This is a genomic window from Sphingomonas sp. DMC6, from assembly GCF_056314225.1.
Genome location: NZ_JBQUYT010000001.1, coordinates 432435 through 457775, shown reverse-complemented (window position 1 = coordinate 457775; position 25341 = coordinate 432435). Strand labels below are relative to the sequence as shown.

Genomic DNA, 25341 nt, shown 5'->3' with positions numbered 1-25341 from the left:
GATTTGGCGCCCGCTTTAGGGCGGGTGTCGCGCGCCTTCAAGCTTGTGCCGCACGCCGGGATCGCTAACGGCTGGCTGTAACGGACAACAAGGGGATGGATATGCGCCGCAAGCTGGTCGCCGGTAACTGGAAGATGCACGGGCTCCGCGCCCAGCTTGGGGAAGTCGAAGCGATCGCCGCGGCCGCCGCCGCGCATCCGGGTGTCGACACGCTGCTTTGCGTTCCTTTCACCCTGATTGCCGAGGCTGCGCGGATTGCCGGCACCATGCCGATCGGCGCACAGGACGTGCATGAAGCGGATCAGGGTGCGCATACCGGCTGCATCTCCGCGCCGATGCTGGTGGAGGCCGGCGCGCGCCTGGCCATTGTCGGCCATTCGGAACGCCGCGCCGACCAGCACGAGACCAGCCACGACGCCTGGGCCAAGGCGGCGGCTGCCCGTCGTAACGGTCTGGAGGTGATCCTGTGCTGTGGCGAGACCGAAGCAGAGCATGATGCGGGACGGGCGGAGCGGATCGTCCAGTCGCAGATCGAAAAATCGCTGCCCGATGCGGCCGGCCCCGACTGGCTGACGATCGCCTATGAGCCGCGCTGGGCGATCGGCACGGGTAAGACGCCGACGCTCGACGAGATCGGGACGATGCATGCCATCATCCGTGCGAAGCTGCGCTCGATGATCGGCGCCTCGGCGTCGGAGATGCGCATCCTGTACGGTGGATCGGTCACCGGCGCCAATGCAGGGTCGATCCTGGCCGTCGACAATGTCGACGGCGCGCTGGTCGGCGGCGCGAGCCTCACGGCAGCCAAGTTCGTACCGGTAATCGAAGCGGCGGCGCAGCTTGGCTGATTAACGGTTTGTCGGTGCATTGGCGCTACCAAGCGTCATGCGTCGCGCGTTTCGATTCGTACCCCCTGGCAAGACCAAGCTCGAACGTGCGATTCTGGTCGAGCAATATCGCACGCTCAGCCGCCTGATTCCGCTGATGTATGCGCTGGTCTTCGCGGATGCGCTGTTCCTCAGCTTCGCGGCATATGAAATTGCGCCGATTGGACTCAGCCTGGGCGTACCGCTGTTATTGGGACTGGCTGCCGCTATTCGCAGCGCGTTCTGGGTGCGCCGTCGACGGCATGGCGTGCCGGATATTCGCCGCATCCGCCGCAACCTGCTCAGCACAACGATTGTCGCCGGACTGCTCAGCCTCGCTTTTGGCGGCTGGGGTGTCGCACTTTACCAGCATCTCGATCTGTCCGGCCGGGCCTGCATTGGCCTCTATGCCTTTATCGGAACGATAAGCTGCTGTTATTGCCTGCAATCACTGCCGAACGCGGCCCGCCTCGTGCTCGTATGCGGAGCGCTGCCGATCACCCTGTGTCTGATGACGTCGCACAATTGGCTGCTTACGGGACTTGGCGTCGACATCGTCGTGGTGTCGGCAGTGATCATGCGCATGTTCAGCGCCAACTATACGAGCTTCATCGACGCGCTTGCCTCGCGCCTCGAAATGCTTTCGGAGCAGCGCCGGGCACGGCGGGCAGAAGGGCGCGCGCACCAGCTTGCCTATCACGACCCGCTGACCGGGCTGTCCAACCGCCGCGCACTGGAAGAATTTCTGGGCATGGCTGCGGGCGGTGCAGGCAGCGCCAGCTGTTTCGGCCTGCTTATTGTCGATCTGGACCGCTTCAAGGCTGTCAACGATGTGCACGGCCATCCGGCCGGGGATCAATTGCTGCGCGAAGTTGCCCGCCGGTTGCGTGAGATCGTTGGCGAAGAAGGGCAAAGCTATCGGCTGGGCGGTGACGAGTTCGCGGTTGCTGTCCCGTTTGTTCCGGGCGGCGCGGATCGGGTATTGGCCGTGGCGCATGCCATTGTCCGTGCGCTGGAGCTGCCTTTCGCGATTGGTGGCAAAACGCACCACATTGGCGCCAGCGTGGGGATTGCACTGTCGCCCGATGACGGCGAGGGCGCGGAAACGCTGATGCGCCGTGCCGATGTTGCGCTCTACAAGGCGAAGGAGTCCGGGCGCGGCTGCTACTGCGCCTTCGCGCCGCGAATGGACGCTGAAATCCGCCGCCGGTCGATGATCGAGGCCGAAATGCGCGTCGCGCTCGCTTCGGGGCAATTCTATCCCTGCTATCAGCCGATCGTCGAACTGGCGAGCGGCAGCGTCGTCGGGTTCGAGCTGCTGGCGCGGTGGCGTCAGCCGGCGGGCGCCGGGATCGGCCCCGACCAGTTCATCCCGATCGCCGAGGAATGCGGGCTGATCAACGAGCTGATGCTGCACCTGCTCGAGCGGGCCTGCACCGAAACGCGCGGCTGGCCGAGCGACTGCGCCATTGCCGTGAACGTCTCTCCCGTGCAGCTCAAGGATGGCTGGCTGGCGCAGAAGATGCTGGCGATCCTCGCACGCACGGGGTTTCCGCCACACCGGCTGACGGTGGAGATCACGGAAAATGCCCTGATCGTCGATGCCGACAACGCCAAGCAGGTTGTCGAATCGCTCAAGAACCAGGGCATCCAGTTGTCGCTGGACGACTTCGGGACCGGCTATTCCTCGATCCAGCATCTGCGGATGCTGCCGTTCGACAAGATCAAGATCGACCGATCGTTCGTCGAGTCACTCGATCGCGACGCCGATGCGATGAAGATGGTGCGCGGCATCATCGGTCTGGCTGCGATGCTGGAGCTGACCGTGATCGCCGAAGGAATCGAACAGGTCGAAACCGCCACCCGCCTGCGGCGGCTCGGTTGCGCGCAGGGGCAGGGCTATCTGTTCGGACATCCGATGACGGCCGAGGAAGTGGAAGGCTGGCTGCGCGGACGCGGCTTCGGCGAAGTGGCGGCGGTGGGGCGGATGCAACCGGGGTTCTGAGCTGAGCCGGAAAGGGCGGGGCAACGCGGCACCTGCCGCGCCGCCCCGAATTGCTTCAGGCGCGGCCGTAGCGGTCCTTCAGCACCTTCCAGGTGGCACGCAGGCTGACTGCTTCGGCACCCTTGGGACGGCCGGGCTTGGCACTGCCGTTCCAGCAGAAAATGTCGAAATGCGCCCATTTGGCGCCGGCCGGTGCGAATTCCTTCAGGAACAGCGCGGCGGTGATCGCACCGCCGAACGGGCCCTCGGCGGCGTTGACCATATCGGCCACGTCCGACTTCAGCAGTTCCTTGTAGGGATCGTAGAGCGGCATCCGCCAGATCGGATCGGCCTCTTCTTCACCCGCAGCGAGGATTTCGGCTGCCAGTGTTTCGTCATTGGCAAACAGCGCCTGCAGGTCGGCACCCAGCGCGACGCGGGCGGCGCCGGTGAGCGTGGCAAAGTCGAACACCAGTTCGGGGTTCTTTTCTTCCGCCTTGGTTAGCGCATCGCCCAGAATGAGCCGGCCTTCGGCATCGGTATTGCTGTTCTCGACGGTGATGCCCTTGCGCGAGATCATCACGTCGCCGGGCCGCGTCGCCTCGCCCGAGATCGAGTTCTCGACGGCGGGAACGAGCATATGCAGCCGCACGGGCAGGCGGTTCATCATCACCAGTTCGGCAAGCGCAAGGGCATGGGCAGCGCCGCCCATGTCCTTCTTCATCAGCCGCATGCCGCTGGCGGGCTTGATGTCCAGGCCACCGCTGTCGAAGCAGACGCCCTTGCCGATGATGGCAATGCGCGGATGGTCGGGATTGCCCCATTCCAGCTCGATCAGGCGCGGCTCGCGGCCCTTGCCGGCGGCCTTGCCGACCGCCCAGAGCATGCCATAGCCCTGCTCGAGTTCTTCGCCCTTCACCACGCTGAAGCTGGCGCCATAGGCCTTGGCGAGTTCGGAACCGGCCAGTTCGAGATCGGCAGGGCTCATGTCGTTGGCGCCCGTATTGATCCGGTCGCGCAGCTTCCAGGTGACGGTGGCGAGGCGGACGGCCTCGTCCATCTTGGCGGGGTCGCCGGTCAGCAGTACGCGCGCGCCCTGCGGCTTGGCTTCGGGCTTCTTGTAGCGATCGAACCGATATTGGGCGACGAGCCAGCCATAGATAGCCTTGCCCGGCTCGATACCTTCCACGCGGTAGCTGCCTTCGGGCAGCGTCTCTGCCAGCTTGGCGAGGCACCAGGGCGAGAGCTTGTCGACATTGGCGACGACGCTGATGACCGCCCAGTCCTCGGGATTGTCGCCGGGCAGGATGGCGCTCGAATAGCCGACCGGTGCCAGCTTCTGCGCCAGCGCGGCTGCGCGGTGGCGCGGCGGCTGGGCCGCAAGCCAGGCGTCGAAACCCTTGGGGTCGATCAGGTGAATGGAACGCGCGGCCTGGCCGCGATCGGGCTGAACAAGCGTAGTAGGGTCCGTCATACCCGCTGATCTAGGGCGCCGTACCGCCCGCGCCTAGCCATTGTGCGGGGTTTTTTGGCGATGTTTCGGAACAACCGCGTGTTCCCTTGGGTTTGCGCGCTATTCCTGACGCATTTGCCGGTGGCGTGAGCACGCCGGTCGCGCCGCCCTTGCCGGGAGAACGGCTCATGTCCGACGTTCGCGCATCATCCAGTTCCAGCTGGTACCATCGGCGACGCGCCGGCAGCTGGACAGCGCGCATCGTCGGTGCGGTCGTCGCGCTGATCGGATTGGTTCTTGCCATCGGCGGCGCATGGCTGCTGCTGCTCGGCGGATCGCCTTATTATTTCGTCACGGGTGTGGCGATGCTGGCCTCGGGCGCATTGCTGGTGCGGGGGCAAGTGGAGGGCGGGTGGCTCTACATCGCCATCGTCGTGCTGACCTTCCTGTGGGCGTGGTGGGAAGTCGGTTCCAATGCCTGGGCGCAGGTGCCGCGGGTCGTCGCGCCGGCGGCATTGCTGCTCGCGGTGCTGGCGGCGATGGCGTCGCTCACCCGGCGCGCCGGCCGTTGGCGCCTCGCCGGAATCGGTGCGGTTGTTGCCGTGGCAGTAACGGCAGTGGATCTGGCGGTCGCCGCAGCGGGGCAGCCCGCCGTTTTGCAGGGCACATTGCCCGCGCCCGGATCGACCGGCATGGCCGATCCGTCGGGTCAGCAGACCGGCGCGGACTGGCCGAGCTATGGCGGCACCGGCAGCGCCCGCCGTTACTCCCCGCTGGCGCAAATCAATGCCGCGAATGTCGGGTCGCTCAAGCGCGCCTGGATGATCCACACCGGCGACATGCCGCGCGATCCGCAGATCGCGAAGACCTATGGCGCGGAAAACACACCGCTCAAGGTGGGCGACAGCCTCTATCTTTGCACGCCAAAGAACATCCTGATCGCGCTGGATGCAGCGAGCGGCGCCCAGCGCTGGCGCTACGACCCCAATGTCTCCGACAAGGCGATCCCCTACACGGCCGCCTGCCGCGGTGTCGTCTATTATGCCGTGCCCGGCATGGCGGCGAACCAGCCTTGCGCCACCCGGGTTATCGAAGGGACGCTTGATGCCCGCCTGATCGCGGTTGATGCCCACACCGGTCGGCCCTGCGCAGACTTCGGCACGGGTGGCCAGGCGGACATCAAGAAGGGCATGGGGCAGGTGCCGTTCGGCTATGTCTCGATCAATTCGCCGCCGACTCTGGTGCGCGGCATCCTTGTCGTTGGCCACCAGGTGCTCGACGGTCAGGACCGCTGGGAGCCTTCAGGCGTCATCGAGGGGTTCGATGCGCGCACCGGCCAGCTCCGCTGGGCCTGGGACATGATGCACCCGGACTGGAACGGCTATCCGCCAGCCGGTCAGGAATGGGCGCGTGGCACCCCGAATATGTGGACCACCGCCAGCGGCGACGAGCAGCTCGGGCTGGTCTATCTGCCGATGGGCAATGCCTCGGCCGATTATTACTCGAGCCTGCGTCGCCCGCAGGAGAATATGTTCGCCACCTCGCTGGTCGCGCTCGACGTGACTACGGGCAAGCCGCGCTGGCGGTTCCAGGCTGTGCGCAACGATGTATGGGACTATGATTTCGGCGCGCAGGCGACGCTGGTGGACTATAAGGGTACGCCGGCGCTGGTGCTGCCATCCAAACAGGGTGACATCTACATCCTCGACCGCCGCACCGGCCGCCCGTTGACGCCGGTGGGCGAGATCCGCGCGCCGCAGCTCGGCGTGGAGCCGCAGCAGCGTGCGGCCACACAGCCGGTCTCGCTATGGCATACGCTGCGCAAGCGGGACCTCACCGAGCGCGACATGTGGGGCATGTCGCCGATCGACCAGATGGTTTGCCGCATCCAGTTTCGCCGGGCCAGTTATCACGGCTTCTTCACGCCTCCCGAAGCCGATCGCCACTCGATCGAATATCCCGGCTATAATGGCGGCACCGACTGGGGCGGTGTAGCGGTTGACCCGCAGCGCGGGGTAATTGTCGCCAATTACAACGACATGCCCAACTATGTACGGCTGGTTCCCCGTGCCGAGGCGAACCGGCGCGGCTGGGCGCCCCGCGATCAGGCAAGGGGCAGCATCGGCGGCGCCGAAGGGGCGGGCGATCCCCAGGCGCACACGCCTTATGCGATCGACGTCAATGCCGGCTGGCAATTGCCCTTCACCGGGATGCTCTGCAAACAGCCCCCTTATGGCGGCATCCGCGCGATCGACATGGCGACGGGCAAGACGATCTGGGATCGTCCGCTCGGCACCGCGCGCACCAACGGTCCGTTCGGCATCCCCTCGATGCTGCCCTTCACGATCGGTACGCCGAACAACGGCGGGTCGGTGGTGACGGCAGGCGGGATCATCTTCGTCGCCGCGGCAACCGACAACCTAATCCGCGCGATCGACCTGCGGACCGGCAAGACGCTGTGGCAGGATGTGCTGCCCGCCGGCGGGCAGGCGACGCCGATCACCTATCAGGTTGGCGGCAAGCAATATCTGGTCATCTACGCTGGCGGCCACCATTTCATGAAGACGCCGGTGGGCGACGAAATCGTCGCCTATGCGCTGCCGGGGTAAGGGGCACGTAGTGGGCGATTGAGAGGAACAGGAACGCACAGATTCCCCTCCCTGAAAGGGAAGGGTTAGGGTGGGTCCGCCGCCATTAGGCGGCGGGAATAGCCCTCGCCAGAGGATAGATTCTTGGAGGCGCGCAGACGCGCGCACCCACCCCCGGCCCCTCCCTTTTCAGGGAGGGGTTGAAGACGCCAAAGGCGATCCTCCTCAGGTGAAGCGTCAGTCGTTGCGCGGCTTCACGTCCGGCGCGCAAAGGGCGAGGGCGGTGCGGATCATATAGGTCAGCCGGTCGTGCGCGCCGGCAAGCTGCACGGGATCGAGCCCCCGTTCCTGCGTCTCGAAGTTGAGATAGCGGATGTGGTGCAGCACGGCATAGTTGGATAGCGACCCGTCGCTCGCCACGACCCGTTCCTGCACCACGTTGAAATCGGCGCCGACCATCTGGTTGCGGCAAAAGGCATCTTCGGGCCGCTGCGAGGCGCGATAGGTGGCGAAGGCGACCGTGTCGTCATCGTCGAACGGCCAGGCGCGTGCCTGTGACGGGCTGGGCGTCAGCGTATCGTCGCAGAAGCGGATCGAGATGATGCCCTCGCCCTTGGGATCATCGCGATGGCATTTGGAATCGGTCGGGTCGAACCCCGGCGAATTGGTATGGAGCGCGATGATCGGCCCGCCGACACGCGGCAGATCGGCCAGCACGCGATCGGCATATCCGGGGAGGGCGCTGTCGAAATTGCGGTTGGGGTCGATCGGCTTTCCATACGCGACGGCGGCATTGTACCGCTCGCCGTCATGGCCGGGCGCGATGCCGGAATCGACGGCGATCAGCACGCCGCCATAATGGCGCACCGCCCACAGCCCTGCTTCGAACCCGGCATTTTCATTGTCGTGCGGCACGAAGAACAGCGGCCCGCGCGGGTGTCGCGGATCGGTGATCCGCCACAGACGCCATTTTCCGCGTTCGGCAGTGAATTCGATCCGCCGAACCGAAAGGCCCCGCCATTCGCCGGGGTCGCGGTGGCGGGAGAAATCATCGTCCACCACCGTCAGCGGATCGAACCGTGATACCACCGCCCGATCCGGCACGGCACCGGTGATCGCCAGCGATCCCAGCGCCAGTGCGGAAAGGGCGGCAAGTTTCAGCATCAGCGCGGCATCACCAGAAACTGCTCGAACTTGCCCTCAGCGCCGGGCTCGGCATAGGTCACCGCCACAAGCTCACGATCCTTGTAGCGGATCACATAGTTTCGGTTGACGAAGCCGCCGCGCAGCCGGGCCTTGCCCAGCGGCTGGAACGCCAACGGTTCGCCGAGTGCGGCCAGGCTGGCGCGATAGTCGCCGAGCACCGTTGCATCGAAGAAGTAGTTGGCGTCGTCGGTCATCAGCGCGTGATCGGGCGTGCCCGCGCGCAACTGGTCGAACAGTGTGCGCGCCAGCGCGTCACGCTGCTGGTCGATCGCGGGCTCGGCCTTTACCGGCAGCAGCAGGTCGGTGATGCCGTTCGCGATCGCTTCCTGCGCGCCGCCGAAATCGGCATTGACCAGTGCGACGACGGCGTAACGCTCCTCGGGGATCACGATGTTGCTCGACAGGAAGCCGACGGCCTCACCGCCGTGCGAGACTTCGCGCTTGCCGCCGTGCTCGCCCAGCGACACGCCCAGACCATAGCGCGTCGGTGCGCCGTTGGTCAGCTTGACTTCGGTTTCCTGCGCCGCCCAGTCATCGGCCGGCATCACGCTGCGGTTGATGCGGGCGATATCCCATTTCGCAAGGTCGCTCGCGCTCATCGCCAGTTCGCCCGCCGCCCATAGCCAGCCATCGGCGGCAGGCTGGGCCGGGCGAACCGGGCCGAGTGCAAAGCGATGCGTGCCCTGCGGGAAGCCCTTGCCGATCGCCTTGTCCTGATCGATCGGGTGCATGCCCAGCGGTTTGAAGATCTTCGCATCGAGATAGTCGAGCAGCTTCATGCCCGAGGCCTTCTCGATAATCATGCCGGCGACGACATAGCCGGTGTTCGAATATTGCCAGGCGGTGCCGGGCGCGAAATCGAGCGGCTTCTTCGCCCAGCGATCGACGATCTGCTGCGGCGTCACCGGCGTTTCCATCGCCTTGAAGCTGTAATCCTGCGGCCAATAGTCCTGCAGACCAGCGGTGTGGCTGAGCAGTTGGCGGATCGTGATCTGGTCGGCATCGGTGACGTCCGGCACCCATTTGGCAACCTTGTCGTCGAGGCTCAGCTTGCCTTCATCCTCGAGCAAAAGGATCGCGGCGGCCGTGAACTGCTTGGAAATCGACGCGATCTGGTATCTGGCGCTGGCGTCGGGGCCGTTGCGGATGCCCGGCCCCTGATCGCCATAGGCCTTGGCGAAGACGATCTTCCCGTCGCGTACGATCGCCACCGAGGCCGAGGGCACGCCCGAACTTTTCAGCGCATCAGCGACAATGGCATCGACTTTCGCAGCCTGATCCGCCGTGAGCTGCTGGGCAGCGGCAGGCGTGGCGATCAACAGGGCAGCGGCAAGGGCGGTACGGAACATCGGGCCTCCGGAATGAAAGGGAGCGTAGAACGCGCTCCCGCTGGCGTCACCCCGGGCTTAGTCGTTGGTTATACCTGTGCCAACGGAGAGTTGTGCTGCCAACGCAGCCCTTCGCGCCATTGCCACCCTGCCACCGCGTGCTACGCTCCGCACATCACGGGGTGGGGGGCTGCATGCGTCGGGTTTTTGCGCTGTTGGTGCTGCTGGTTCTGTCGGCCTGCTCCTATCAGCAATTGTTCAACCAGTTCAGCAATCCGCAGGAGCAGGCGCTCGCGCTGCAGACCGCGACCGCGGTTCAGAAGGGCGACGCGAACTGGCTCGTCAGCCACGCCAATGCGGAACTGCGCCCGCAGCTCAACGCCGATCTTGTCCATCGGATGCAGGCGCTGGCGCCGCAGGGCCACCCCGTGCTCGGGTCGGTCAACGTGCAGCGCATGCAGGGTGATGCGCGCGCCATTTTTCTCAAGCAATTCGTCTATGAAGTGGCAGGTGGCGGCAAGTGGGCGCTGCTTCAGGTGGTGCTTGAAACCGATGGGCCGAAGCCGGTGGTCAATGCAGTCTTCGTGCAGCCGCTGAACCGGTCCCTCATGGAAGCGAATGCCTTCACCTTCAAGGACAAGGGCTTCATCCACTTTCTGTGGCTGGCGCTGATGGTGGCCGCGCTCGCGATCAGCATCACTGCATTCATTCTGGCGCTGCGCACGCCGAAGCTGAGTCTGAAGTCGCTGTGGTGCCTCGGCACCCTGTTTTCGTTCGGCATGTTCCAGCTCGACTGGACGACCGGCCAGTGGGCTGTGACCCCGATCGGCTTTCTTGTGGTCGGCGCTGCTGGCTTTCAGGGCGGACCGTTCGCACCCTGGGTCATGTCATTCGGCGTGCCGCTGATCGCGATCGTTTTCCTTATCCTGCGAGCGATGGGCCGGCTGCCGCTGAAGAGCGAGACGGTCAGGCCGCCCAAGCCACGCAAGGGTACCGCTCGTCTTCGTTCGTCAGCGGAAGAGGAACCGACAGACCCGGCCTGAAGGGCCGGGCGACGCCGTCAATCCTCTACCGGCACCCCGTACAGGTCATGCTCGTCGGCGTCCTCGATCTCGACGCGGACGATGTCGCCCTGCTCCAGATGGCCGGCGTCGCGCAGGAACACTTCGCCGTCGATCTCCGGCGCGTCGGCCTGGCTGCGGCCGGTGGCGCCGCCGTCTTCGTCGACCGCGTCGATGATCACTTCCAGCGTGCGGCCGATCTTCGCCTCCAGCTTGGCGGCGCTGATCGCGGCGGTCCTTTCCATGATGCGGGCGTAGCGCTCTTCCTTGACCTCTTCCGGCACCGCGCCGGGCAGGTCATTGGCCGAGGCGCCCTCGACCGGCTCGAAGCGGAACGCGCCGACGCGGTCGAGCTGGGCCTCGTCGAGCCAGTCGAGCAGATACTGGAAATCTTCCTCGGTCTCGCCGGGGAAGCCCACCACGAAAGTGGAGCGGATCGCGATGTCCGGGCAAATCTCCCGCCAGCCGCGCAGCCGCTCGAGCACCTTGGCTTCGTTGGCCGGGCGCTTCATCGCGCGTAGCACATTCGGCGCGGCGTGCTGGAACGGAATGTCGAGATAGGGAAGCACCAGCCCTTCGGCCATCAGAGGGATCACCTGATCGACATGCGGATAGGGATAGACATAGTGCAGCCGCACCCAGGGGGCGATCTGGCCCAGCTCGCGGGCAAGGTCGGTCATGTGCGGCACCACCTCGCGGCCCTTCCACATCCGCGGCTCCTTGCGGATGTCGATGCCATAGGCGGAGGTGTCCTGGCTGATGACCAGCAGTTCCTTCGTGCCCGCCTCGACCAGCTTTTCCGCCTCGCGCAGGATCGCGTCGGGCCGGCGGCTGACCAGATCGCCGCGCAGCGACGGGATGATGCAGAAGCTGCAGCGGTGGTTACAGCCTTCGGAAATCTTCAGATAGCTGTAATGGCGCGGCGTGAGTTTCAGCCCGCTGTCCGGCACCAGATTGACGAAGGGCGAAGGCGGCATCGGCGCCGCCTCGTGGACCGCGCCGACCACTTCCTCATATTGATGCGCGCCGGTGACGGCCAGCACGTTGGGGAAGCGGGTGCGGATCAACTCGGCTTCCTTGCCCATGCAGCCGGTCACGATTACGCGGCCATTTTCGGAAATCGCCTCGCCGATCGCCTCCAGCGATTCTTCCTTGGCGCTATCCAGAAAGCCGCAGGTGTTCACCAGTACGACGTCCGCGCCGGCATAGTCCGGCGACAGCGCATAGCCGTCCGAACGGAGCTTGGTCAGGATACGCTCGGAGTCGACCAGATTCTTGGGACAGCCGAGCGACACCATGCCCACCTTGGGGGCTTCGGGGAGTCGCGTTGCCATGATTGGCGGCGCACATAGGGCGAGTGCGTCCGAAAAGCTAGGGGCGGGACCGGAACGCGCTTGTCCTGCGGAGGATTACGCATTCGGGTGCCGCCGCCCAGGCGCTACAGCGGCGCCCTATTCGCATGGAGAACAGGCCATGACTTCGCCCGCCCCGGCACCACTCGATCACCCCGTCCAACTCAAGACCCGTTCGGGCCTCGAAATTGATGTTCGCCCTGCCGCGGCCGAAGACGAGGCCGCGCTGGAGGTGTTTTTCGACGCAGTATCGGATGAGGATCGCCGGTTCCGCTTCCTCACCGCCTGCGCCCATATCGATCGCGCCCAGGCCGCCGCGCTGACGCATGTCGACCATTGGCAGACGGAAAGCTTCCTGGCGTTCACGGCCGCGGGCGAACTGGTCGCCTCTGCCATGCTCGCCTGCGACAAGGCGATGGCGACGGCCGAAGTCGCGATTTCGATCCGCGCGGACCGCAAGGGGCAGGGGATTGGCTGGAGCCTTCTCCAGTTCCTGACGGCGGAGGCCAAGCGGCGCGGTGTCGGCAAGCTGCTGTCGATCGAGAGCCGGGAGAACCATCTGGCGATCGAGCTGGAACGCGAAATGGGCTTCGCGGCCCGCCCGGTGGAAGGCGACCCCAGCGTCGTACTGCTCGAAGCGCGGTTCTGACGGCGCCGGTCAGGCCGGCGCGCGGAACAGGAAAAACGCGCCGGCCGCGATCAGCGCGAAGCCGATCAGGTGGTTCAGGCTGATCTTCTGGCCCAGGTACAGCACCGAGAAGCCCGCGAAGATCGTCAGCGTAATCACTTCCTGCATGCCCTTCAGCTGCGCGGCCGAATAGACTGCACTGCCATAGCGGTTCGCCGGCACCGCGAAGCAATATTCGATAAAGGCAATGCCCCAGCTCGTGACGATCGCCAGCAGGAGCGGGGTGCTCTTGAACTTGAGATGCCCGTACCAGGCAAAGGTCATGAACAGATTGGAGACGAGCAGCAGGCCGATCGGCAAAAGGCGATCGATCACAGGCGCGGCAACCGGCTGAGTGGATCGACCGGGGTGCGGCCCTGACGAAGCTCGAAATGCAGTTCCGGCCGCGGCGCGCCGCCGCTGCGCCCCGCGAGCGCGATCGTCTGGCCCTGCTTCACGGCCTGGCCGCGCTGCACCATCAGCTGACTTGCATGGCCATAGACGCTGGCCCAGCCATTTCCGTGCTGCACGATCACCAGCCCTCCGAGCGAAGGCACTTCATTGCCGACATAAGCCACGACTCCATCTGCAGACGCCCGAATAGGCGTTCCTGCAGGAACGGCAATCTGTATGCCATCGTTCCGTTCGCCGCCGGGATGAGGGCCGAAACGCCCGATCAGGGTGCCACGGACGGGCCAGTCGAAGGCGCCCCCGAAGCGGGCGGGCGATTCGACCGGTGTGGTGGAAGGCAGCACGCGGCCCGCGTTGGCGGCCGGCGCGGCAGGTTGGCTTCGATCGGCAACAGCCGGCTGTCCGCCGGTCACAATATCATCGATATCGACATGGAAGCGCGCGGCGCGCGCCGCGCGGGCGTCGGCGCGGGTGTCGGGAATGAGGAGCCGCTGCCCCGCGCGGAGTTGAAATGGTTCGTTCAGCCCGTTGGCAGCGATAATCTTGCTCCAGGAAACGCCATATGCCTGCGCGATTGCGATGCCGGTGTCGCCGCCGCGGACCAGGTGATAGCGGCCCGCCGGAATGGTCAGCTTCTGCCCCGGCACGATTGTGTAGGGCAGCGTTAGGCCGTTCGCGTGCGCGATCGCATCTACGCCGGCGCCCGTTGTCAGCGCGATGTTGCCCAGCGTGTCACGCGGCGAAACGGTCCAGCTGGAGGCGGCGATGCGGCGCGCGTCGGCCGTTACGGGGCGGGCGACCCAGGCCGGCGGCGGCGCAGGCAGGCTGCGTACGTCGGTATCGCCTCCCAGCGACTGATGCTCATAGCCGGTTTCACTGGCAGTCTGCATCGCCGAAACGGGCGGGGGCGGCGGCGTCTGACTATAGCCATGGCCCCCGCTCGGCGGGATGCAGCCGCTCAATAGCATGGCGCCGAAAGTGGCGACCAAAAGCCGTATTCCCATCATAGCCCCGACCCACGCATTCATGGTTAATGCGGTCGGAACTACCGAGTTATGGTTAGCTAAAGGTAAAGAGCTGCCAGATTTTGCATGGATTCGCGGTGGGTGAGGTCCAGATGCAGCGGCGTGGCAGTAACGAAACCCTGCTCGATTGCTTCCAGATCAGTATCCGGCATCGGCTGATGCGGAAGTCTTCCCATCGCCAGCCAATAATAAGGAAAACCGCGGGGATCCATACGCTTATCCAGACCGACCCGGCCATAATCACGCAATCCCTGCGACACGACCTTGATGCCACACACGGCATCGGCCTCAACCGGCGGAAAGTTGATGTTGATCAGGGTACGCGGCGCCCATGTCAAATTGAGTAGCGGACGTAGCGCCCGTTCGCCCCAGGCCTCGGCCGTAGCAAAGGGAACGGCATCCCCCATGCCCGACTGGGCGTAGCGCTGGCTGAGCGCTACCGAGCGGATGCCGGCCAGCGCACCTTCCATCGCCGCCGAAACGGTGCCCGAATAGCTGACGTCTTCGCCCAGATTGCCGCCACGATTGACGCCCGACAGGATCAGATCGGGCTTGGCATCCTTCATTACTTCGGCCAGCGCGAACATTACGCAGTCCGTCGGTGTGCCGCGGACTGCGTAACGATTGTCGGCATGGCGGCGAACGCGGAACGGTTCGGTCAGAGTCAGCGCGCGGCTCTTTCCCGACTGCTCTTCCTGCGGCGCGATGACGGTGATGTCGTCGGAGATCGTCCGCGCAATGCGTTCGAGCACTGCGAGGCCGCGCGCGTGATAGCCGTCATCGTTGGTGAGCAGGATGCGCATCAGCCGCGCGGCTCAAGCCGGTTGAGGCCGCCCAGATAGGGCTGGAGCACGCTCGGCACTGCCACCGATCCGTCTTCCTGCTGGTAATTCTCCAGCACCGCCACCAGCGTACGGCCGACCGCCAGGCCAGAGCCGTTGAGCGTATGCACGAAGCGCGTGCCCTTTTCGCCTTCCGGCCGGTAGCGCGCATTCATCCGCCGTCCCTGGAAATCGCCGCAGGTTGAGCAGGACGAAATCTCGCGGTAGCGCGCCTGGCCGGGGAGCCAGACTTCCAGGTCATAGGTGCGTGCGGCGGTGAAGCCCATGTCGCCGCTGCACAGCTTCATCCGGCGAAAGGCGAGGCCAAGCTTGGCCAGCACGTCCTCGGCGCAGGCGGTCATCCGCTCATGTTCTGCCTCGGACTGATCGGGCGTGGTGATCGACACCATCTCGACCTTCTCGAACTGGTGCTGGCGGATATAGCCGCGCGTGTCGCGTCCGGCGGCGCCTGCTTCGGAACGGAAGCAGGCGGTCAGCGCGGTCAGGCGTAGCGGCAGTTCTTCCTCGCTCAGGATCTTTTCACGCACCGCGTTGGTCAGGCTCACCTCGGCGGTGGGGATCAGCCAGCGCCCATCCGTCGTATGGAACAGATCCTCGGCGAATTTCGGCAGCTGCCCGGTACCGAACACGGCTTCGTCGCGCACCAGCAGCGGCGGCACGCATTCCTCATAGCCATGGCTGCCGGTCAGCGTGTCCAGCATGAACTGGCCCAGCGCGCGGTGCAGCCGGGCGGCATCGCCGCGCACGAAGGTGAAGCGCGCGCCGGAAATCGATGCGCCGGTTTCGAAATCCAGCCCGATCGCCGGGCCGATCGCGTCATGCTCGCGGACCGGAAAGCCAAATTGCGGCACCGTGCCGCGCTCGTGGACAAGCGCGTTGTCGTTCTCGTCGGCGCCCTGCGGCACATCGGCATAGGGAAGGTTGGGCAGCGCGGCGAGCCGGCCTTCCAGATCGTCGCCGACCGCCTTCTCTTCCGCCTCCAGCGCGGGCAGCCGCTCCTTCAACGCGGCGACTTCGGCCATCAGCGCGGCGGCGGTTGCTTCATCCTTTTGCGCCTTGGCGGCGCCGATCGCTTTCGAAGCCTCGTTACGGCGTGCCTGGCCGGCCTGCAGCTCGGTCACCAGCGCGCGGCGGCGTTCGTCGAGTGCGAGAAGCTCGGCGGACAGGGGCGGTAGCCCACGGCGCGCCATGCCCTGATCGAAGGCCTCGGGATTTTCGCGGATGAAGCGGATGTCGTGCATGCCGCCAGCCTATGGCGAGGCGCCCGGCGCTGCGCAACCCCGCTCCGGGTTCAGGCTTCCTTGCTGCGCGAAAGCCGCTTGCGCGCGACCAGTGCCGCCGCAGCGCCGCCAAACAACAGGACCATCGGCGGTGCCGGCACCGGCGACGGATCTCCAGACGAACCGCCGCCGCTCGCGCCGGAGCTCGAGGGATCGCCGGAACTGCCGTTATGGCCGCTAGACCCGCTCGAATTGCTCCAGCCGCTGGACGTGTTCCACCCGCTCGAGTTGCTCCATCCGCTCGACCCGCCGTTCGAGGTCGAGCTGGAAGTGCTCGACGAGCCATTCGAAGTCGACGAGATGCCGCTCGATGTGGAACCGGAGGTCGAGGACGAAGTCGATACACCGCTCGACGTGGAGACGCCGCTGGAGTTCGACGACGAGGTCGACACGCCGCTAGACGTGGAAACCCCGCTCGACGTTGATGTCGAAGATGAGCTGGAAACCCCGCTCGACGTGGAAGAAGAGCTGGATACGCCGCTGGAGGTCGAGCTCGACACGCCGCTGGAAGTGGAGCTGGAAACCCCGCTGGAAGTCGACGAACCACCGGTCGACGATCCGCCGGTAGAACTGGAGACGCCGCTAGAGGTGGAGGAGCCGCCGGTAGAGCTGGAGATCCCGCTGGAAGTGGACGATCCGCCCGTCGAAGTGGACGAGCCTCCGGTCGACGTAGAAGACCCGCCCGTGGAAGAGCCGCCGGTCGAAGAACTGGTCGAGGAGCCACCGGTCGAAGAGCCGCCAGTGGAGGTGGAGGACCCCCCGGTTGATGTGGACGACCCGCCCGTGGAAGAACTGGTGGAAGACCCGCCGCTCGACGATCCGCCCGTCGACGATCCCCCGGTAGAGGTGGACCCGCCGCTAGACGAGGATGTCGACGAAATCGTGATGTTTATCCCGCTGCTGTTCCCGGAGCTGGAACTGCCGCCGCCGGAACTCCCGCCGCCCGAGCTGCCGAAAAAGCCCCCCGCAAAGAAGCCGCCCATGAAGCCGACGCCGCTCGATCCGCCAATCACGGTAGGGGCATAGCTGCCGCCCGATCCGCCGGCGGCCGCAGCGGCTGCAACTGCGGGGGGCAGGGGCACCGGCGCGCCCTGTGCCGTAAGAACCACGACCTGCGGTTGGCTCTGGGTGCGGGTAGTTACGGTGCGGCGAACAGTGCTGACCTGTCGCACCGCACGGGCGACGACGGCGCGGTGAACCACGCGCTTCTTGGCGACAACCGCGTGCTGCGCCGCACTGGCGTGGTGCTGCGCGTTACGCTGCGCGACATAGACTCCGCCACCGCCAACGACGGCGCCGCCGCATACGCAGGCACAGAGTTTTGCCAAAGCAGTACGAACAGACATCTTGCCCCACTCATCCGATCCCGGCCGCTTTCCTTCCGGACTTCCACAACGCCCCTTGTCGATGCCGGAAAAAAGCCAACCAATGCTTTACGCACGAGAGCACTAATTTTGCATTTACCTCCTTATCCCTAAAATCAGGTGTCGCGAGCCCCAACAAACAGGGTTAATGTACTGGTTCGGCACAATCGGGCTCGCCAGACCGCCCCCGTGCCACACAGTCGGGCGCCAATTTCCTGCCGAAACAGGCTGGTTCAGCGCCCGCTAATTTCCTCCATTTTAAGTCGGAAAGCGCGGTTCCTTCGAAAAGGCTGCGCTTGTTAACCGCGGCGCGCGAAAGTATAGGCCCTCCGGGCAATGACAGTCTCCGGTGGCTGACCTCCGGGCAGACTGGTGTGGAGAGTGGGGATGGCTACTGTTTTGGATCGTTTTGACGAACCGGGTAAAGGCGTACCACCTGCTGCCAATGACGGCGAAGACGGGTATCGGCCGAGCGCTGACGAACCCTTCATGAACCAGCGGCAGCTCGATTATTTTCGGGCGAAGCTCAACGCCTGGAAGGATGCGATCTATCGCGAAGCGGCAGGCACGCTGAACCAGCTTCAGTCAGACTCGTTGCGCGAATCCGATCTGACCGACCGCGCATCGAGCGAAACCGACTGGTCGATCGAACTGCGCACCCGCGATCGCCAGCGCAAGCTGATCGCCAAAATCGACTCCGCACTGCGCCGGATCGAGGAAGGCGAATATGGCTATTGCGAAGTGACCGGTGAACCGATCCCGCTTGCCCGGCTCGAAGCGCGTCCGACCGCAACGATGACGGTCGAGGCGCAGGAACGGCACGAACGGAACGAAAAAATCAGCCGCGACGAATGACGCCATGCCGCCCGCCCCGCGAGAAATCTTCGCAAGGGCGGGTTCGGTTAACCGATTCGATAAGGATTGCTGGTTTAGTCGCGCGCAAAGACAGGAATGCGTTTGAGAGCGAGAATGGATCAGTCTCCCTTGTCACCGATGATGCTTTCGGCCGACGACTTCGCCGGCAAGCGTAGCGATACGCGCGACAGCCTGTTGCTGGCGGCGCATTTGCTGGTCGATGGCGGCGATGCCGGGCAGGTGCGCGTTCGCAACCTTTCGGCCGGCGGTCTGATGGCGGAATATTCGGCACCGATCGGCATTCGCACGCCGGTGCAGGTGGAAGTGCGCGGCGTGGGCTGGGTCAGCGGCCGCATCGCCTGGGCCGCCGAAGGGCGCGTAGGCATTGCTTTCGACAACCCGATCGACCCGAAGCTCGCGCGCAAGCCGGTGGGCAAGGGTGAAACCACCCCGGTTTTCGTAAAGCCGATTATCACGCGCCGCTAACCGGCGCTTTCGCATCGGCGCGGGCGTACCGCGCGGATTGCGCTCGGGTGGGCCGGCGCGGGGCGTGGGCCGCCCCTGCGCGCGGCCTTCCGACAATTTAGTTGTGGACAGCCGCAGTAGCCGTCATCTCTTCCTTGACGCGAAGCTTCTGCTTCTTCAGTTGCGCGATAAGTATCTGATCGGGGAGGGGGCGGTGCGATTCGGCTTCGATTCGCTCGTCCAGATGCGAATGTTTGGCGCTAAGTGCCGAAAAATGCGCGTTCTGCATGGAAGCGATCCTCCTTGGTCAGTTGGGGGGGGATCGAATTACATCACGAAAATTCGTTCTTGTCGCGCCTAGAATATTCCCGGATCGACGGGCTGCAAAAAAGGCACGACGATCTGCGGTTGGTGTGCGAGGCAAAGGCGGGGCAGGGATCGGCATGGAAGACAGCGAGATCCTGCGCAGGCTCGAGGCGCTCCGTTCCGAACATCGCGATCTTGACGCTGCCATTGCGGCCCTGCTCGGCACCGGCACCAGCGACCAGTTGCAGATCGCGCGCCTGAAAAAGCGGAAATTGCGGCTGCGCGACGAGATTGCGCTGCTCGAGGATCAACTTATCCCCGACATTATCGCCTGAACGTCTCCTTTCAGTCCATCGCGACGGAGATTGGGTCTTTTCCGCCCCGGGGCAGCTGTGGCACCACCCTGCGCATGACGGACGCGGCCGCCACCCAGATTCACCGCAAGCTGGTCGACTCGCTCTATGTCGAGGCGATGGTCCTCGCGGACGAGGCGCGCGGCTATTTCGACCAGATGGGGCGCGAGGAGCGCGACACGCTGGATGCGCTGGATCGCGTCGCCTTTTCCTGCGAATCGCTGAAGGTCACGACGCGGCTGATGCACATCATCGCCTGGCTGCTTAACCAGCGCGCCGTGGATGCGGGCGAGCTGGAGCCGGCGGATGCGCTCGCGCCGTCGCGCCGACTGGGTCCGGCGCCCGAAACGGCAACGGACACGCTCGCTTCGATGCCGCCACAGGCGCACAGCATCATCTCGACCAGCATCGATCTCTATCGCCGGGTCGCCCGGCTCGATTCCTCGCTGGAAATGCCGCTGGCGATCATCAGCCCCGCCCGCCGCATGCTGGACCGCCTTAGCGGCGCCTTCTGAGCCAAGGGTTCAGCCCAGCAGCCGCGCCCGCGCAGCCGCATATTCCTGCTTCAGCCGCTCGATCCGCGCTGCTGCCGACTCGATAGCGTGGACTGCGCCGATACCCTGGCCGGAACCCCAGATGTCCTTCCAGGCCTTGGCGCCGCCAAAGTTCATCGCGCTGGGATCGCTCTCCGGCAGATTATCCGGATCAAGACCGGCCGCCACAATCGAGGCGCGCAGGTAATTGCCGTGCACCCCGGTAAACAGATTGGAATAGACGATGTCGTCCGCATGGCCGTCGACGATCGCCTGCTTATAGGCTTCGACGGCATTCGCCTCTTCGGTGGCGATGAATGGCGAGCCGATATAGGCGAGGTCGGCACCCATCGCCTGTGCTGCCAGGATCGCCCCGCCATTGGCGATCGCCCCGGATAGTGCGACCGGCCCGTCGAACCACTCGCGGACTTCCTGCACCAGCGCGAACGGGCTCAGTCGACCCGCGTGGCCGCCTGCACCTGCGGCGACCAGAATCAGCCCATCGGCGCCTTTCTCGACTGCCTTGTGGGCAAATTTGTCGTCGATCACGTCGTGGAGCGTGATGCCGCCCCAGCCATGGACGGCATCATTAAGCTCAGGTCGGGCGCCCAGTGAGGTGATGACGATCGGCACCTTCCATTTGGCGCAGGTCGCAACGTCCTCTTCAAGCCGCGGGTTCGACCGGTGGACGATCTGGTTGACGGCAAAGGGCGCGGCGGGTGTGTCGGGATGATCCCGGTCCCACGCGGCGAGCTCTTCGGTAATCTGGTGCAGCCATTCGTCGAGCTGGCTCTGCGGGCGCGCGTTGAGGGCTGGGAAGGCGCCGACAATGCCCGCCTTGCACTGGGCGATCACCAGCGCGGGGACCGAGATGATGAATAGCGGCGAGCCGATGACGGGAAGCCGCAAGCGGTCGAAGAGCGCGGGAAGTGCCATGCCGGAATTGATACCGCAGTGACGAAGCCTGTCTAGGCATGCGCCCGCGACGTTACGGCAGCGCCACATTCGCAATCCCACCCGGCGGAACCGCGATTGCGAATCGCCGACTCAGTCAATCGGTGTCAGTCTCTCGGCATAGTCTCGCTGCTTGGCGGCGTAGAGCGCGGCGCTCGCCCGCAACAGTGCGCGCTGCGCGTCGTCGAGCGGGCGAACGGCGCGTGCCGGGCTGCCGACGATCAGATGTCCTGCGGGAAATTCCTTGCACTCGGTCACCAGCGCGCCGGCGCCGACCAGGCATTCCGGCCCGATCACGGCGTTGTTGAGGATGACGGCGCCCATGCCGATCAGGGTACCGTCGCCGATGGTGCAGCCGTGCAGAATTGCGCCGTGGCCGACGGTCACTTCCTCGCCGATCGTCAGGGAGGAACCGGGATCGGAATGCAACACCGCGCGCTCCTGAATGTTGCTGCGCGCGCCGATCGTGATCGGGGTATTGTCGGCGCGGATCACGGCGCCGAACCAGACGCTGGCGCCTTCACCAAGCCGGACATCGGCGATCAGTTCGGCACTGGGCGCAACCCAGGCATCGGCGGCGATCTGCGGCGCCTTGCCGTCTAGTGCATAGAGCGGCACGGCCTCAGAAGCTCACGCTGTCGAAGCCGGCGGGCAGCGGCATGTGCATCCCCAGTGCCAGCGCGAGGGCGACCGCGCCCATCAGAACCGCGAGGGTCGAGGAAAGCGAGAACAGGCCCCAGCCGACCAGCGTAACAATCGGTGCGTCAGCGCGCTGCTCGCGGCGATTGCGCTGCATCGTCAACAGCACGAAGCCGGAGGTCATTGCATAGATGAAGATGAAAAATTCAGCCATATTCCACCACCCCGGTCTTTCCCCGGAACGCGGCCTAACCCGTTCAGCTTACGGCAGCAATGCCGGGAAAATGCGGACTGCCGCAGTGCGACATACGCTGGTCGCAAGTGCGGGAACGACAAGAGGCTTAGAGCGTGACACGCCTCGCGGCTTGTTGGGCAGTCGCGGCTCGATCACGCGCCACTCGAAGTCGGTAAGGTCATATCGGCTCATGCAGAGCGTGAATCACGAGACGGCTCCGGAGGAAAGCCTCAGCTGTGAGCGTTGCACGCGATGTACAGCATGACAACCAAGACGGCAGCGGCAATCCCAACGATGCCCCAGAATGCCAGCGGCTCGTCCTCTCGCGACAGCCCTTCGCCCGCTGCGGCTTCGCCCCTGATGAGCGTCCGCACGATCCCCGCCGCCATCAGCAGCGCCACAAACAATGCTGGTCCTCGCCCCATCGCGCGGTTGTAGCCAATCGGCTGGAGCGCTCAACCGTTTATGGGTTCACGAGCTAGTTGCGTCTGACCAAACGCATTGTCACGCGCACGATCTGCCAAGTCACTGTGGCATAGTAGATGATGATTGATCCAAGAAGCATCGCGAATGGCAGGATTAGGAGCAGGCCCAACCCGGGGGGCCTTCTCCGTCATCGTGAGCCGCGAAGAAGATTACGCGAACCGACACCCACTCAGTTGCTAGAGAAAAAGGAAGAAAGAGCAGGTGAGCCAACCATGGCCGCGCTCGCTCGGTGGCCCGACTCCAGAACCAAAGCGCCAGGAAAGGAGGCGCGAATAGCGCCACGAGCCAAGCCGCCAGACCGAGAACGAAAAAGCCTATCGCTGCCATGATGACATACGTCCATGGTGTGACTTGGTTCGCCAGAGGTAAGGTCGGCGAATTCCGCGTCGCTCGAATCTATAATTCAGCGTTGGCATGCGCCGATACGACCTGACGGACTTCGAATTGCATGTGATCGAGCGCTTCTTCTCCAAACTCAAGCACTTCCGCCGCGTCGCCACACGCTACGCCAAGTTGGCGGAGAACTTCCTCGCCATGGTCCAGCTCGCATCAATGCGGCTGTGGCTCCGCACTTAGGATTCTACGACCTAGAGCGTCACACCCCGCTTCCAGATGGCAATCTCCCGCTCGCCATTGCGTTCGGCGGCGGTCTGTTGGCCCGACGCGACCGCGACGATGGTGTCGAGCAGGGCGCGGGCCGCATCATCCATGCCCTGCGCAAGAACCTGGCCGGCATCGAAGTCGATCCAGCCCGGCTTGCGAGCGGCGAGATCGCTGTTCGAGGCGATCTTTACGGTAGGCACCGGGAAACCGAGCGGCGTTCCGCGTCCGGTGGTGAACAGGATCGCCGTCGCACCTGCCGCGGCAAGCGCGGTGGAGGACACGGCATCGTTGCCGGGCGCCTCCAACAGGGTCAGCCCGCGCCGTTGCACGCTTGCACCATAGCCGATAACGTCGGTAACGGTCGCATGGCCTGCCTTCTGCACTGCCCCCAGCGACTTTTCCTCAAGCGTGGTAATGCCGCCGGCGATGTTGCCGGGCGACGGGTTTTCCGAAACCGGTTCGCCATGCCGCGTGAAATAGGCTTTGAAGTCGTTGACCATCGCCACCACGCGCTCAAAGATCGCGGCGTTTTCGGCGCGTTCCATCAGCAATTGTTCGGCGCCGAAAATCTCGGGAATCTCGGTCAGGATCGCGGTGCCGCCCGCTGCCGTAACCGCGTCGCTCATCCGGCCGACCAGCGGATTGGCGGTAAGCCCTGAAAAACCGTCCGAACCGCCGCATTTCACGCCCAGCACCAGTTCGGCAAGCGGGGCAGGGGTGCGTGTCGCCTGCGCGGCGACAGCCACCAGTTCCTCGACCAGCGCCAGCCCTTCCTCGATTTCGTCCGCCGCTGCCTGCGCACCGATCGTGCGAATATTGGGATTGGTGATGCCGGGGAGCATGCCGCGCATCTGGTTGGACTCGCAGCCCAGGCCGACAAGCAGCACGCCACCGGCATTGGGGTGGTTGGCGAGCGCCGTCAGGATCGCCCGCGTGCCCTCCAGATCGTCGCCCAGCTGCGAGCAGCCAAAGGGATGCGTGAAGGCGTGGATGCCGTCGACCTGTCCGCCAAATCGCTCGGCCGCACGTGCGGCAATCTTCTCCGCAGTGCGGCCGACGCACCCCACGGTCGGCAGGATCCAGATTTCATTGCGCGTGCCGACGCGGCCGTCACTGCGGCGATAGCCCTGAAATTGCGGCCCTTCGACAGGCGTCGGCGCAGCGAAGCGCGGCGTGTAGCCATAGGCCCCGCTGGTCGCGAGCGCGGTGGCGACATTGTGGACATGGACATGCTCGCCGGCAGCGATGGCGCACCGCGCGCGGCCGATCGGGAAGCCGAACTTGCGTACCTCGCTTCCCGCCGCAACGTCACGCACGGCTACCTTGTGCCCCTTTGGAATGTCGGCCGTTACGGTAACGCCAAGATGCCGCTCACCCGCCGCCACATCACGCAGGGCAGTGGCAACGTCGTCGCTCGGGTCGATCTGGAAGAGTGCGGGGGACATGGGTACCGATATGGTCAGAGAATGCCAGCTTGGTAACCGGTGTCGGCGCCGCTGCAAAGGCCGCAGCGCAATGCGCCATTGCCAGCATCCGATCGGGCGATAGACTGAGGCTATGCCTGATCGGGTCGCGCCATGAACCTCCGCCACATCGAAATTTTTCACGCCGTCTATGTGAACGGTTCGGTGAGCGGCGCAGCACGCGCGCTCAACGTATCGCAGCCTTCGGTCTCGAAGATGCTGCGTCACGCCGAATCGCTGCTGGGCTTTCCGCTATTCGAGCGCACCAACGGGCGGCTGGTGCCCACCGAGGATGCGCACATGCTTTTCGCCGAAGTGAGCGAGATCCAGGATCGCGTCTATGCGCTGCGCGAGGCGAGCCGGAACCTGAAGCGCGGCGCCGGGCAGATGCTGCGCGTCTCGGCCTTGCCCTCGCTTGCGCTGGCGGCGCTGCCCACCGCGGTCGCACGCTTCCTGCGCAACCACGACCAGGTGAAGTTCGACCTGCAGACGGTCCACCACGACGACCTTCTGCGCAAGCTCTACGAGCGCGAGACCGACATTGCGATTGCCTATGAAGTGCCGCCGGCCGCGCCGATCGGGCATCGCTGGCTCGGCGAGGGCGAGTTGGTGGTGCTCTATCGGGAAGCCGATATGCCCGATGCGCCGGCGCGGATCACGCTGGATCAGTTGCGCGACCAGCGCTTCATCAGCCTGGCTGCCAGTGGTCCGATCGGCCATCTGTTCACCCAGGAACTGCAGCGGGCGAATGTCGAGCTGGACGAGGTGGTGTCCGCGCGCACCTTCTACATCGCGACCGCGCTCGTCGCGCAGGGGGTGGGGATGACGGTGGTGGACAGCTTCACCGCCCAGGCGTCGCTCGCCCCCGGTCTGGCGATGCGTCCGCTGAAGCCGCCGGTCACGTTCGACGTCCATGCAATGTTCCTGCTGAACCGGCCACCCACGGCACTCGCAACCGAGTTTCTGAAAACGCTCGCGCGCGTGATCGACCTGTCATGAGCCGGGGCATAACGCCCGGCTAT

General features: G+C 65.0%; 25 protein-coding genes and 2 pseudogenes. 12 read left to right on the top strand and 15 right to left on the bottom strand.

The genetic code is table 11. The annotated features are described in order from the left end of the window. Positions 1–101 precede the first annotated feature (101 nt). Positions 102–848 carry a triose-phosphate isomerase gene (gene tpiA, locus ACT53M_RS01935; RefSeq protein ID WP_476231099.1) on the top strand — a complete coding sequence of 249 codons (747 nt, stop codon included), beginning with the start codon at positions 102–104 and terminating at the stop codon, positions 846–848. Between the two features lie 37 nt (positions 849–885). Continuing rightward, a complete protein-coding gene (locus tag ACT53M_RS01930; RefSeq protein ID WP_476231098.1) occupies positions 886–2871 on the top strand; it encodes a putative bifunctional diguanylate cyclase/phosphodiesterase in 1986 nt (661 codons plus the stop codon). A gap of 55 nt (positions 2872–2926) precedes the next feature. On the opposite strand, the gene ACT53M_RS01925 is transcribed toward ACT53M_RS01930, so the two are convergent. After that, entirely contained in the window at positions 2927–4324 is a 1398-nt protein-coding gene (locus ACT53M_RS01925; protein ID WP_476231097.1) for a leucyl aminopeptidase family protein, read from the bottom strand. Between the two features lie 167 nt (positions 4325–4491). Here ACT53M_RS01925 and ACT53M_RS01920 point away from each other — a divergent pair, with 167 nt between their 5' ends. Beyond that, complete coding sequence (locus tag ACT53M_RS01920) at positions 4492–6912, top strand: membrane-bound PQQ-dependent dehydrogenase, glucose/quinate/shikimate family (protein WP_476231096.1); 2421 nt, start codon at positions 4492–4494, stop codon at positions 6910–6912. 216 nt (positions 6913–7128) lie between these two features. Here the strand turns inward: ACT53M_RS01920 and ACT53M_RS01915 are convergent, their stop codons facing one another. Together ACT53M_RS01915 and ACT53M_RS01910 are read right to left on the bottom strand one after the other, a co-directional pair. Then, positions 7129–8055, bottom strand: coding sequence for a hypothetical protein (locus ACT53M_RS01915; protein ID WP_476231094.1), 927 nt, complete (start codon positions 8053–8055; stop codon positions 7129–7131). Beyond that, entirely contained in the window at positions 8055–9446 is a 1392-nt protein-coding gene (locus tag ACT53M_RS01910; protein ID WP_476231092.1) for a serine hydrolase domain-containing protein, read from the bottom strand. The genes ACT53M_RS01915 and ACT53M_RS01910 overlap by 1 nt, the downstream gene beginning before the upstream one ends. A gap of 197 nt (positions 9447–9643) precedes the next feature. Between ACT53M_RS01910 and ACT53M_RS01905 the strand changes: the two genes are divergently transcribed. Then, positions 9644–10468: a hypothetical protein gene (locus ACT53M_RS01905; RefSeq protein ID WP_476231091.1), complete on the top strand. Its 825-nt coding sequence runs from the start codon at positions 9644–9646 to the stop codon at positions 10466–10468. A gap of 17 nt (positions 10469–10485) precedes the next feature. Here ACT53M_RS01905 and rimO read toward each other — a convergent pair whose 3' ends face one another. Beyond that, the gene (gene rimO, locus ACT53M_RS01900) at positions 10486–11820 is read right to left on the bottom strand and encodes a 30S ribosomal protein S12 methylthiotransferase RimO (RefSeq protein WP_476231090.1); all 1335 of its coding nucleotides are present in this window, start codon (positions 11818–11820) and stop codon (positions 10486–10488) included. Between the two features lie 139 nt (positions 11821–11959). Here rimO and ACT53M_RS01895 point away from each other — a divergent pair, with 139 nt between their 5' ends. Further along, positions 11960–12487: an N-acetyltransferase family protein gene (locus ACT53M_RS01895; RefSeq protein WP_476231089.1), complete on the top strand. Its 528-nt coding sequence runs from the start codon at positions 11960–11962 to the stop codon at positions 12485–12487. Positions 12488–12496: 9 nt separating this feature from the next. Here the strand turns inward: ACT53M_RS01895 and ACT53M_RS01890 are convergent, their stop codons facing one another. Genes ACT53M_RS01890 through serS form a run of 4 tightly spaced genes read right to left on the bottom strand, consistent with a single transcriptional unit; the run spans position 12497 to position 16024 of the window. Beyond that, on the bottom strand, positions 12497–12841 hold the full coding sequence (locus tag ACT53M_RS01890; protein WP_476227763.1) for a DMT family protein: 345 nt from the start codon (positions 12839–12841) through the stop codon (positions 12497–12499). Next, positions 12838–13923 (bottom strand): peptidoglycan DD-metalloendopeptidase family protein, encoded by a 1086-nt coding sequence (locus tag ACT53M_RS01885; protein WP_476231088.1) that lies wholly within the window; start codon positions 13921–13923, stop codon positions 12838–12840. Before ACT53M_RS01885 ends, ACT53M_RS01890 begins: the two co-directional genes overlap by 4 nt. Before the next feature lie 56 nt (positions 13924–13979). After that, a complete protein-coding gene (gene surE / locus ACT53M_RS01880) occupies positions 13980–14744 on the bottom strand; it encodes a 5'/3'-nucleotidase SurE (protein ID WP_476231086.1) in 765 nt (254 codons plus the stop codon). Beyond that, entirely contained in the window at positions 14744–16024 is a 1281-nt protein-coding gene (gene serS, locus ACT53M_RS01875) for a serine--tRNA ligase (protein ID WP_476231084.1), read from the bottom strand. Before serS ends, surE begins: the two co-directional genes overlap by 1 nt. Positions 16025–16102: 78 nt before the next feature. Here serS and ACT53M_RS01870 point away from each other — a divergent pair, with 78 nt between their 5' ends. The 3 genes from ACT53M_RS01870 (at position 16103) to ACT53M_RS01860 (ending at position 18768) form a co-directional block, all read left to right on the top strand. After that, positions 16103–17089: a hypothetical protein gene (locus ACT53M_RS01870; protein WP_476231082.1), complete on the top strand. Its 987-nt coding sequence runs from the start codon at positions 16103–16105 to the stop codon at positions 17087–17089. A gap of 725 nt (positions 17090–17814) precedes the next feature. Then, positions 17815–18282: an RNA polymerase-binding protein DksA gene (dksA, locus tag ACT53M_RS01865; protein WP_476227768.1), complete on the top strand. Its 468-nt coding sequence runs from the start codon at positions 17815–17817 to the stop codon at positions 18280–18282. A gap of 114 nt (positions 18283–18396) precedes the next feature. Continuing rightward, the gene (locus tag ACT53M_RS01860) at positions 18397–18768 is read left to right on the top strand and encodes a PilZ domain-containing protein (RefSeq protein ID WP_476231080.1); all 372 of its coding nucleotides are present in this window, start codon (positions 18397–18399) and stop codon (positions 18766–18768) included. A 97-nt stretch (positions 18769–18865) separates the two neighbouring features. Here the strand turns inward: ACT53M_RS01860 and ACT53M_RS01855 are convergent, their stop codons facing one another. Next, positions 18866–19036, bottom strand: a complete 171-nt coding sequence (locus tag ACT53M_RS01855; protein WP_476231078.1) for a YdcH family protein — start codon at positions 19034–19036, stop codon at positions 18866–18868. A 154-nt stretch (positions 19037–19190) separates the two neighbouring features. Between ACT53M_RS01855 and ACT53M_RS01850 the strand changes: the two genes are divergently transcribed. Then, entirely contained in the window at positions 19191–19388 is a 198-nt protein-coding gene (locus ACT53M_RS01850; protein WP_476227771.1) for a YdcH family protein, read from the top strand. Between the two features lie 74 nt (positions 19389–19462). After that, positions 19463–19921: a DUF1465 family protein gene (locus tag ACT53M_RS01845; RefSeq protein ID WP_476231076.1), complete on the top strand. Its 459-nt coding sequence runs from the start codon at positions 19463–19465 to the stop codon at positions 19919–19921. A gap of 9 nt (positions 19922–19930) precedes the next feature. Here ACT53M_RS01845 and ACT53M_RS01840 read toward each other — a convergent pair whose 3' ends face one another. The 5 genes and pseudogenes from ACT53M_RS01840 to ACT53M_RS01820 form a co-directional block, all read right to left on the bottom strand. Further along, positions 19931–20875 (bottom strand): NAD(P)H-dependent flavin oxidoreductase, encoded by a 945-nt coding sequence (locus tag ACT53M_RS01840; RefSeq protein ID WP_476231074.1) that lies wholly within the window; start codon positions 20873–20875, stop codon positions 19931–19933. A 111-nt stretch (positions 20876–20986) separates the two neighbouring features. Beyond that, positions 20987–21511, bottom strand: coding sequence for a gamma carbonic anhydrase family protein (locus tag ACT53M_RS01835; protein ID WP_476231073.1), 525 nt, complete (start codon positions 21509–21511; stop codon positions 20987–20989). Between the two features lie 4 nt (positions 21512–21515). Further along, positions 21516–21746: a hypothetical protein gene (locus ACT53M_RS01830; protein WP_476231071.1), complete on the bottom strand. Its 231-nt coding sequence runs from the start codon at positions 21744–21746 to the stop codon at positions 21516–21518. A gap of 132 nt (positions 21747–21878) precedes the next feature. Then, positions 21879–21959, bottom strand: a pseudogene (locus ACT53M_RS01825) (IS5/IS1182 family transposase); the annotation flags it as partial. Between the two features lie 38 nt (positions 21960–21997). Continuing rightward, on the bottom strand, positions 21998–22168 hold the full coding sequence (locus ACT53M_RS01820) for a hypothetical protein (protein ID WP_476231069.1): 171 nt from the start codon (positions 22166–22168) through the stop codon (positions 21998–22000). A gap of 526 nt (positions 22169–22694) precedes the next feature. Between ACT53M_RS01820 and ACT53M_RS01815 the strand changes: the two are divergent. Continuing rightward, positions 22695–22829 (top strand): annotated as a pseudogene (locus ACT53M_RS01815) (IS5/IS1182 family transposase); the annotation flags it as partial. A gap of 11 nt (positions 22830–22840) precedes the next feature. Here the strand turns inward: ACT53M_RS01815 and ACT53M_RS01810 are convergent. Then, the gene (locus ACT53M_RS01810) at positions 22841–24301 is read right to left on the bottom strand and encodes a UxaA family hydrolase (protein ID WP_476231067.1); all 1461 of its coding nucleotides are present in this window, start codon (positions 24299–24301) and stop codon (positions 22841–22843) included. A gap of 132 nt (positions 24302–24433) precedes the next feature. Here ACT53M_RS01810 and ACT53M_RS01805 point away from each other — a divergent pair, with 132 nt between their 5' ends. Next, positions 24434–25318 carry a LysR family transcriptional regulator gene (locus ACT53M_RS01805; RefSeq protein ID WP_476231065.1) on the top strand — a complete coding sequence of 295 codons (885 nt, stop codon included), beginning with the start codon at positions 24434–24436 and terminating at the stop codon, positions 25316–25318. The last annotated feature ends 23 nt before the right edge of the window (positions 25319–25341 follow it).

Bases quoted from the DNA above. Each gene is read 5' to 3' on its own strand.
- tpiA (WP_476231099.1), top strand. From the start codon at position 102: ATGCGCCGCAAGCTGGTCGCCGGTAACTGGAAGATGCACGGGCTCCGC.
- ACT53M_RS01930 (WP_476231098.1), top strand. From the start codon at position 886: ATGCGTCGCGCGTTTCGATTCGTACCCCCTGGCAAGACCAAGCTCGAA.
- ACT53M_RS01925 (WP_476231097.1), bottom strand. From the start codon at position 4,324: ATGACGGACCCTACTACGCTTGTTCAGCCCGATCGCGGCCAGGCCGCG.
- ACT53M_RS01920 (WP_476231096.1), top strand. From the start codon at position 4,492: ATGTCCGACGTTCGCGCATCATCCAGTTCCAGCTGGTACCATCGGCGA.
- ACT53M_RS01915 (WP_476231094.1), bottom strand. From the start codon at position 8,055: ATGCTGAAACTTGCCGCCCTTTCCGCACTGGCGCTGGGATCGCTGGCG.
- ACT53M_RS01910 (WP_476231092.1), bottom strand. From the start codon at position 9,446: ATGTTCCGTACCGCCCTTGCCGCTGCCCTGTTGATCGCCACGCCTGCC.
- rimO (WP_476231090.1), bottom strand. From the start codon at position 11,820: ATGGCAACGCGACTCCCCGAAGCCCCCAAGGTGGGCATGGTGTCGCTC.
- ACT53M_RS01895 (WP_476231089.1), top strand. From the start codon at position 11,960: ATGACTTCGCCCGCCCCGGCACCACTCGATCACCCCGTCCAACTCAAG.
- ACT53M_RS01885 (WP_476231088.1), bottom strand. From the start codon at position 13,923: ATGATGGGAATACGGCTTTTGGTCGCCACTTTCGGCGCCATGCTATTG.
- surE (WP_476231086.1), bottom strand. From the start codon at position 14,744: ATGCGCATCCTGCTCACCAACGATGACGGCTATCACGCGCGCGGCCTC.
- serS (WP_476231084.1), bottom strand. From the start codon at position 16,024: ATGCACGACATCCGCTTCATCCGCGAAAATCCCGAGGCCTTCGATCAG.
- dksA (WP_476227768.1), top strand. From the start codon at position 17,815: ATGGCTACTGTTTTGGATCGTTTTGACGAACCGGGTAAAGGCGTACCA.
- ACT53M_RS01860 (WP_476231080.1), top strand. From the start codon at position 18,397: ATGGATCAGTCTCCCTTGTCACCGATGATGCTTTCGGCCGACGACTTC.
- ACT53M_RS01855 (WP_476231078.1), bottom strand. From the start codon at position 19,036: ATGCAGAACGCGCATTTTTCGGCACTTAGCGCCAAACATTCGCATCTG.
- ACT53M_RS01850 (WP_476227771.1), top strand. From the start codon at position 19,191: ATGGAAGACAGCGAGATCCTGCGCAGGCTCGAGGCGCTCCGTTCCGAA.
- ACT53M_RS01845 (WP_476231076.1), top strand. From the start codon at position 19,463: ATGACGGACGCGGCCGCCACCCAGATTCACCGCAAGCTGGTCGACTCG.
- ACT53M_RS01840 (WP_476231074.1), bottom strand. From the start codon at position 20,875: ATGGCACTTCCCGCGCTCTTCGACCGCTTGCGGCTTCCCGTCATCGGC.
- ACT53M_RS01830 (WP_476231071.1), bottom strand. From the start codon at position 21,746: ATGGCTGAATTTTTCATCTTCATCTATGCAATGACCTCCGGCTTCGTG.
- ACT53M_RS01810 (WP_476231067.1), bottom strand. From the start codon at position 24,301: ATGTCCCCCGCACTCTTCCAGATCGACCCGAGCGACGACGTTGCCACT.
- ACT53M_RS01805 (WP_476231065.1), top strand. From the start codon at position 24,434: ATGAACCTCCGCCACATCGAAATTTTTCACGCCGTCTATGTGAACGGT.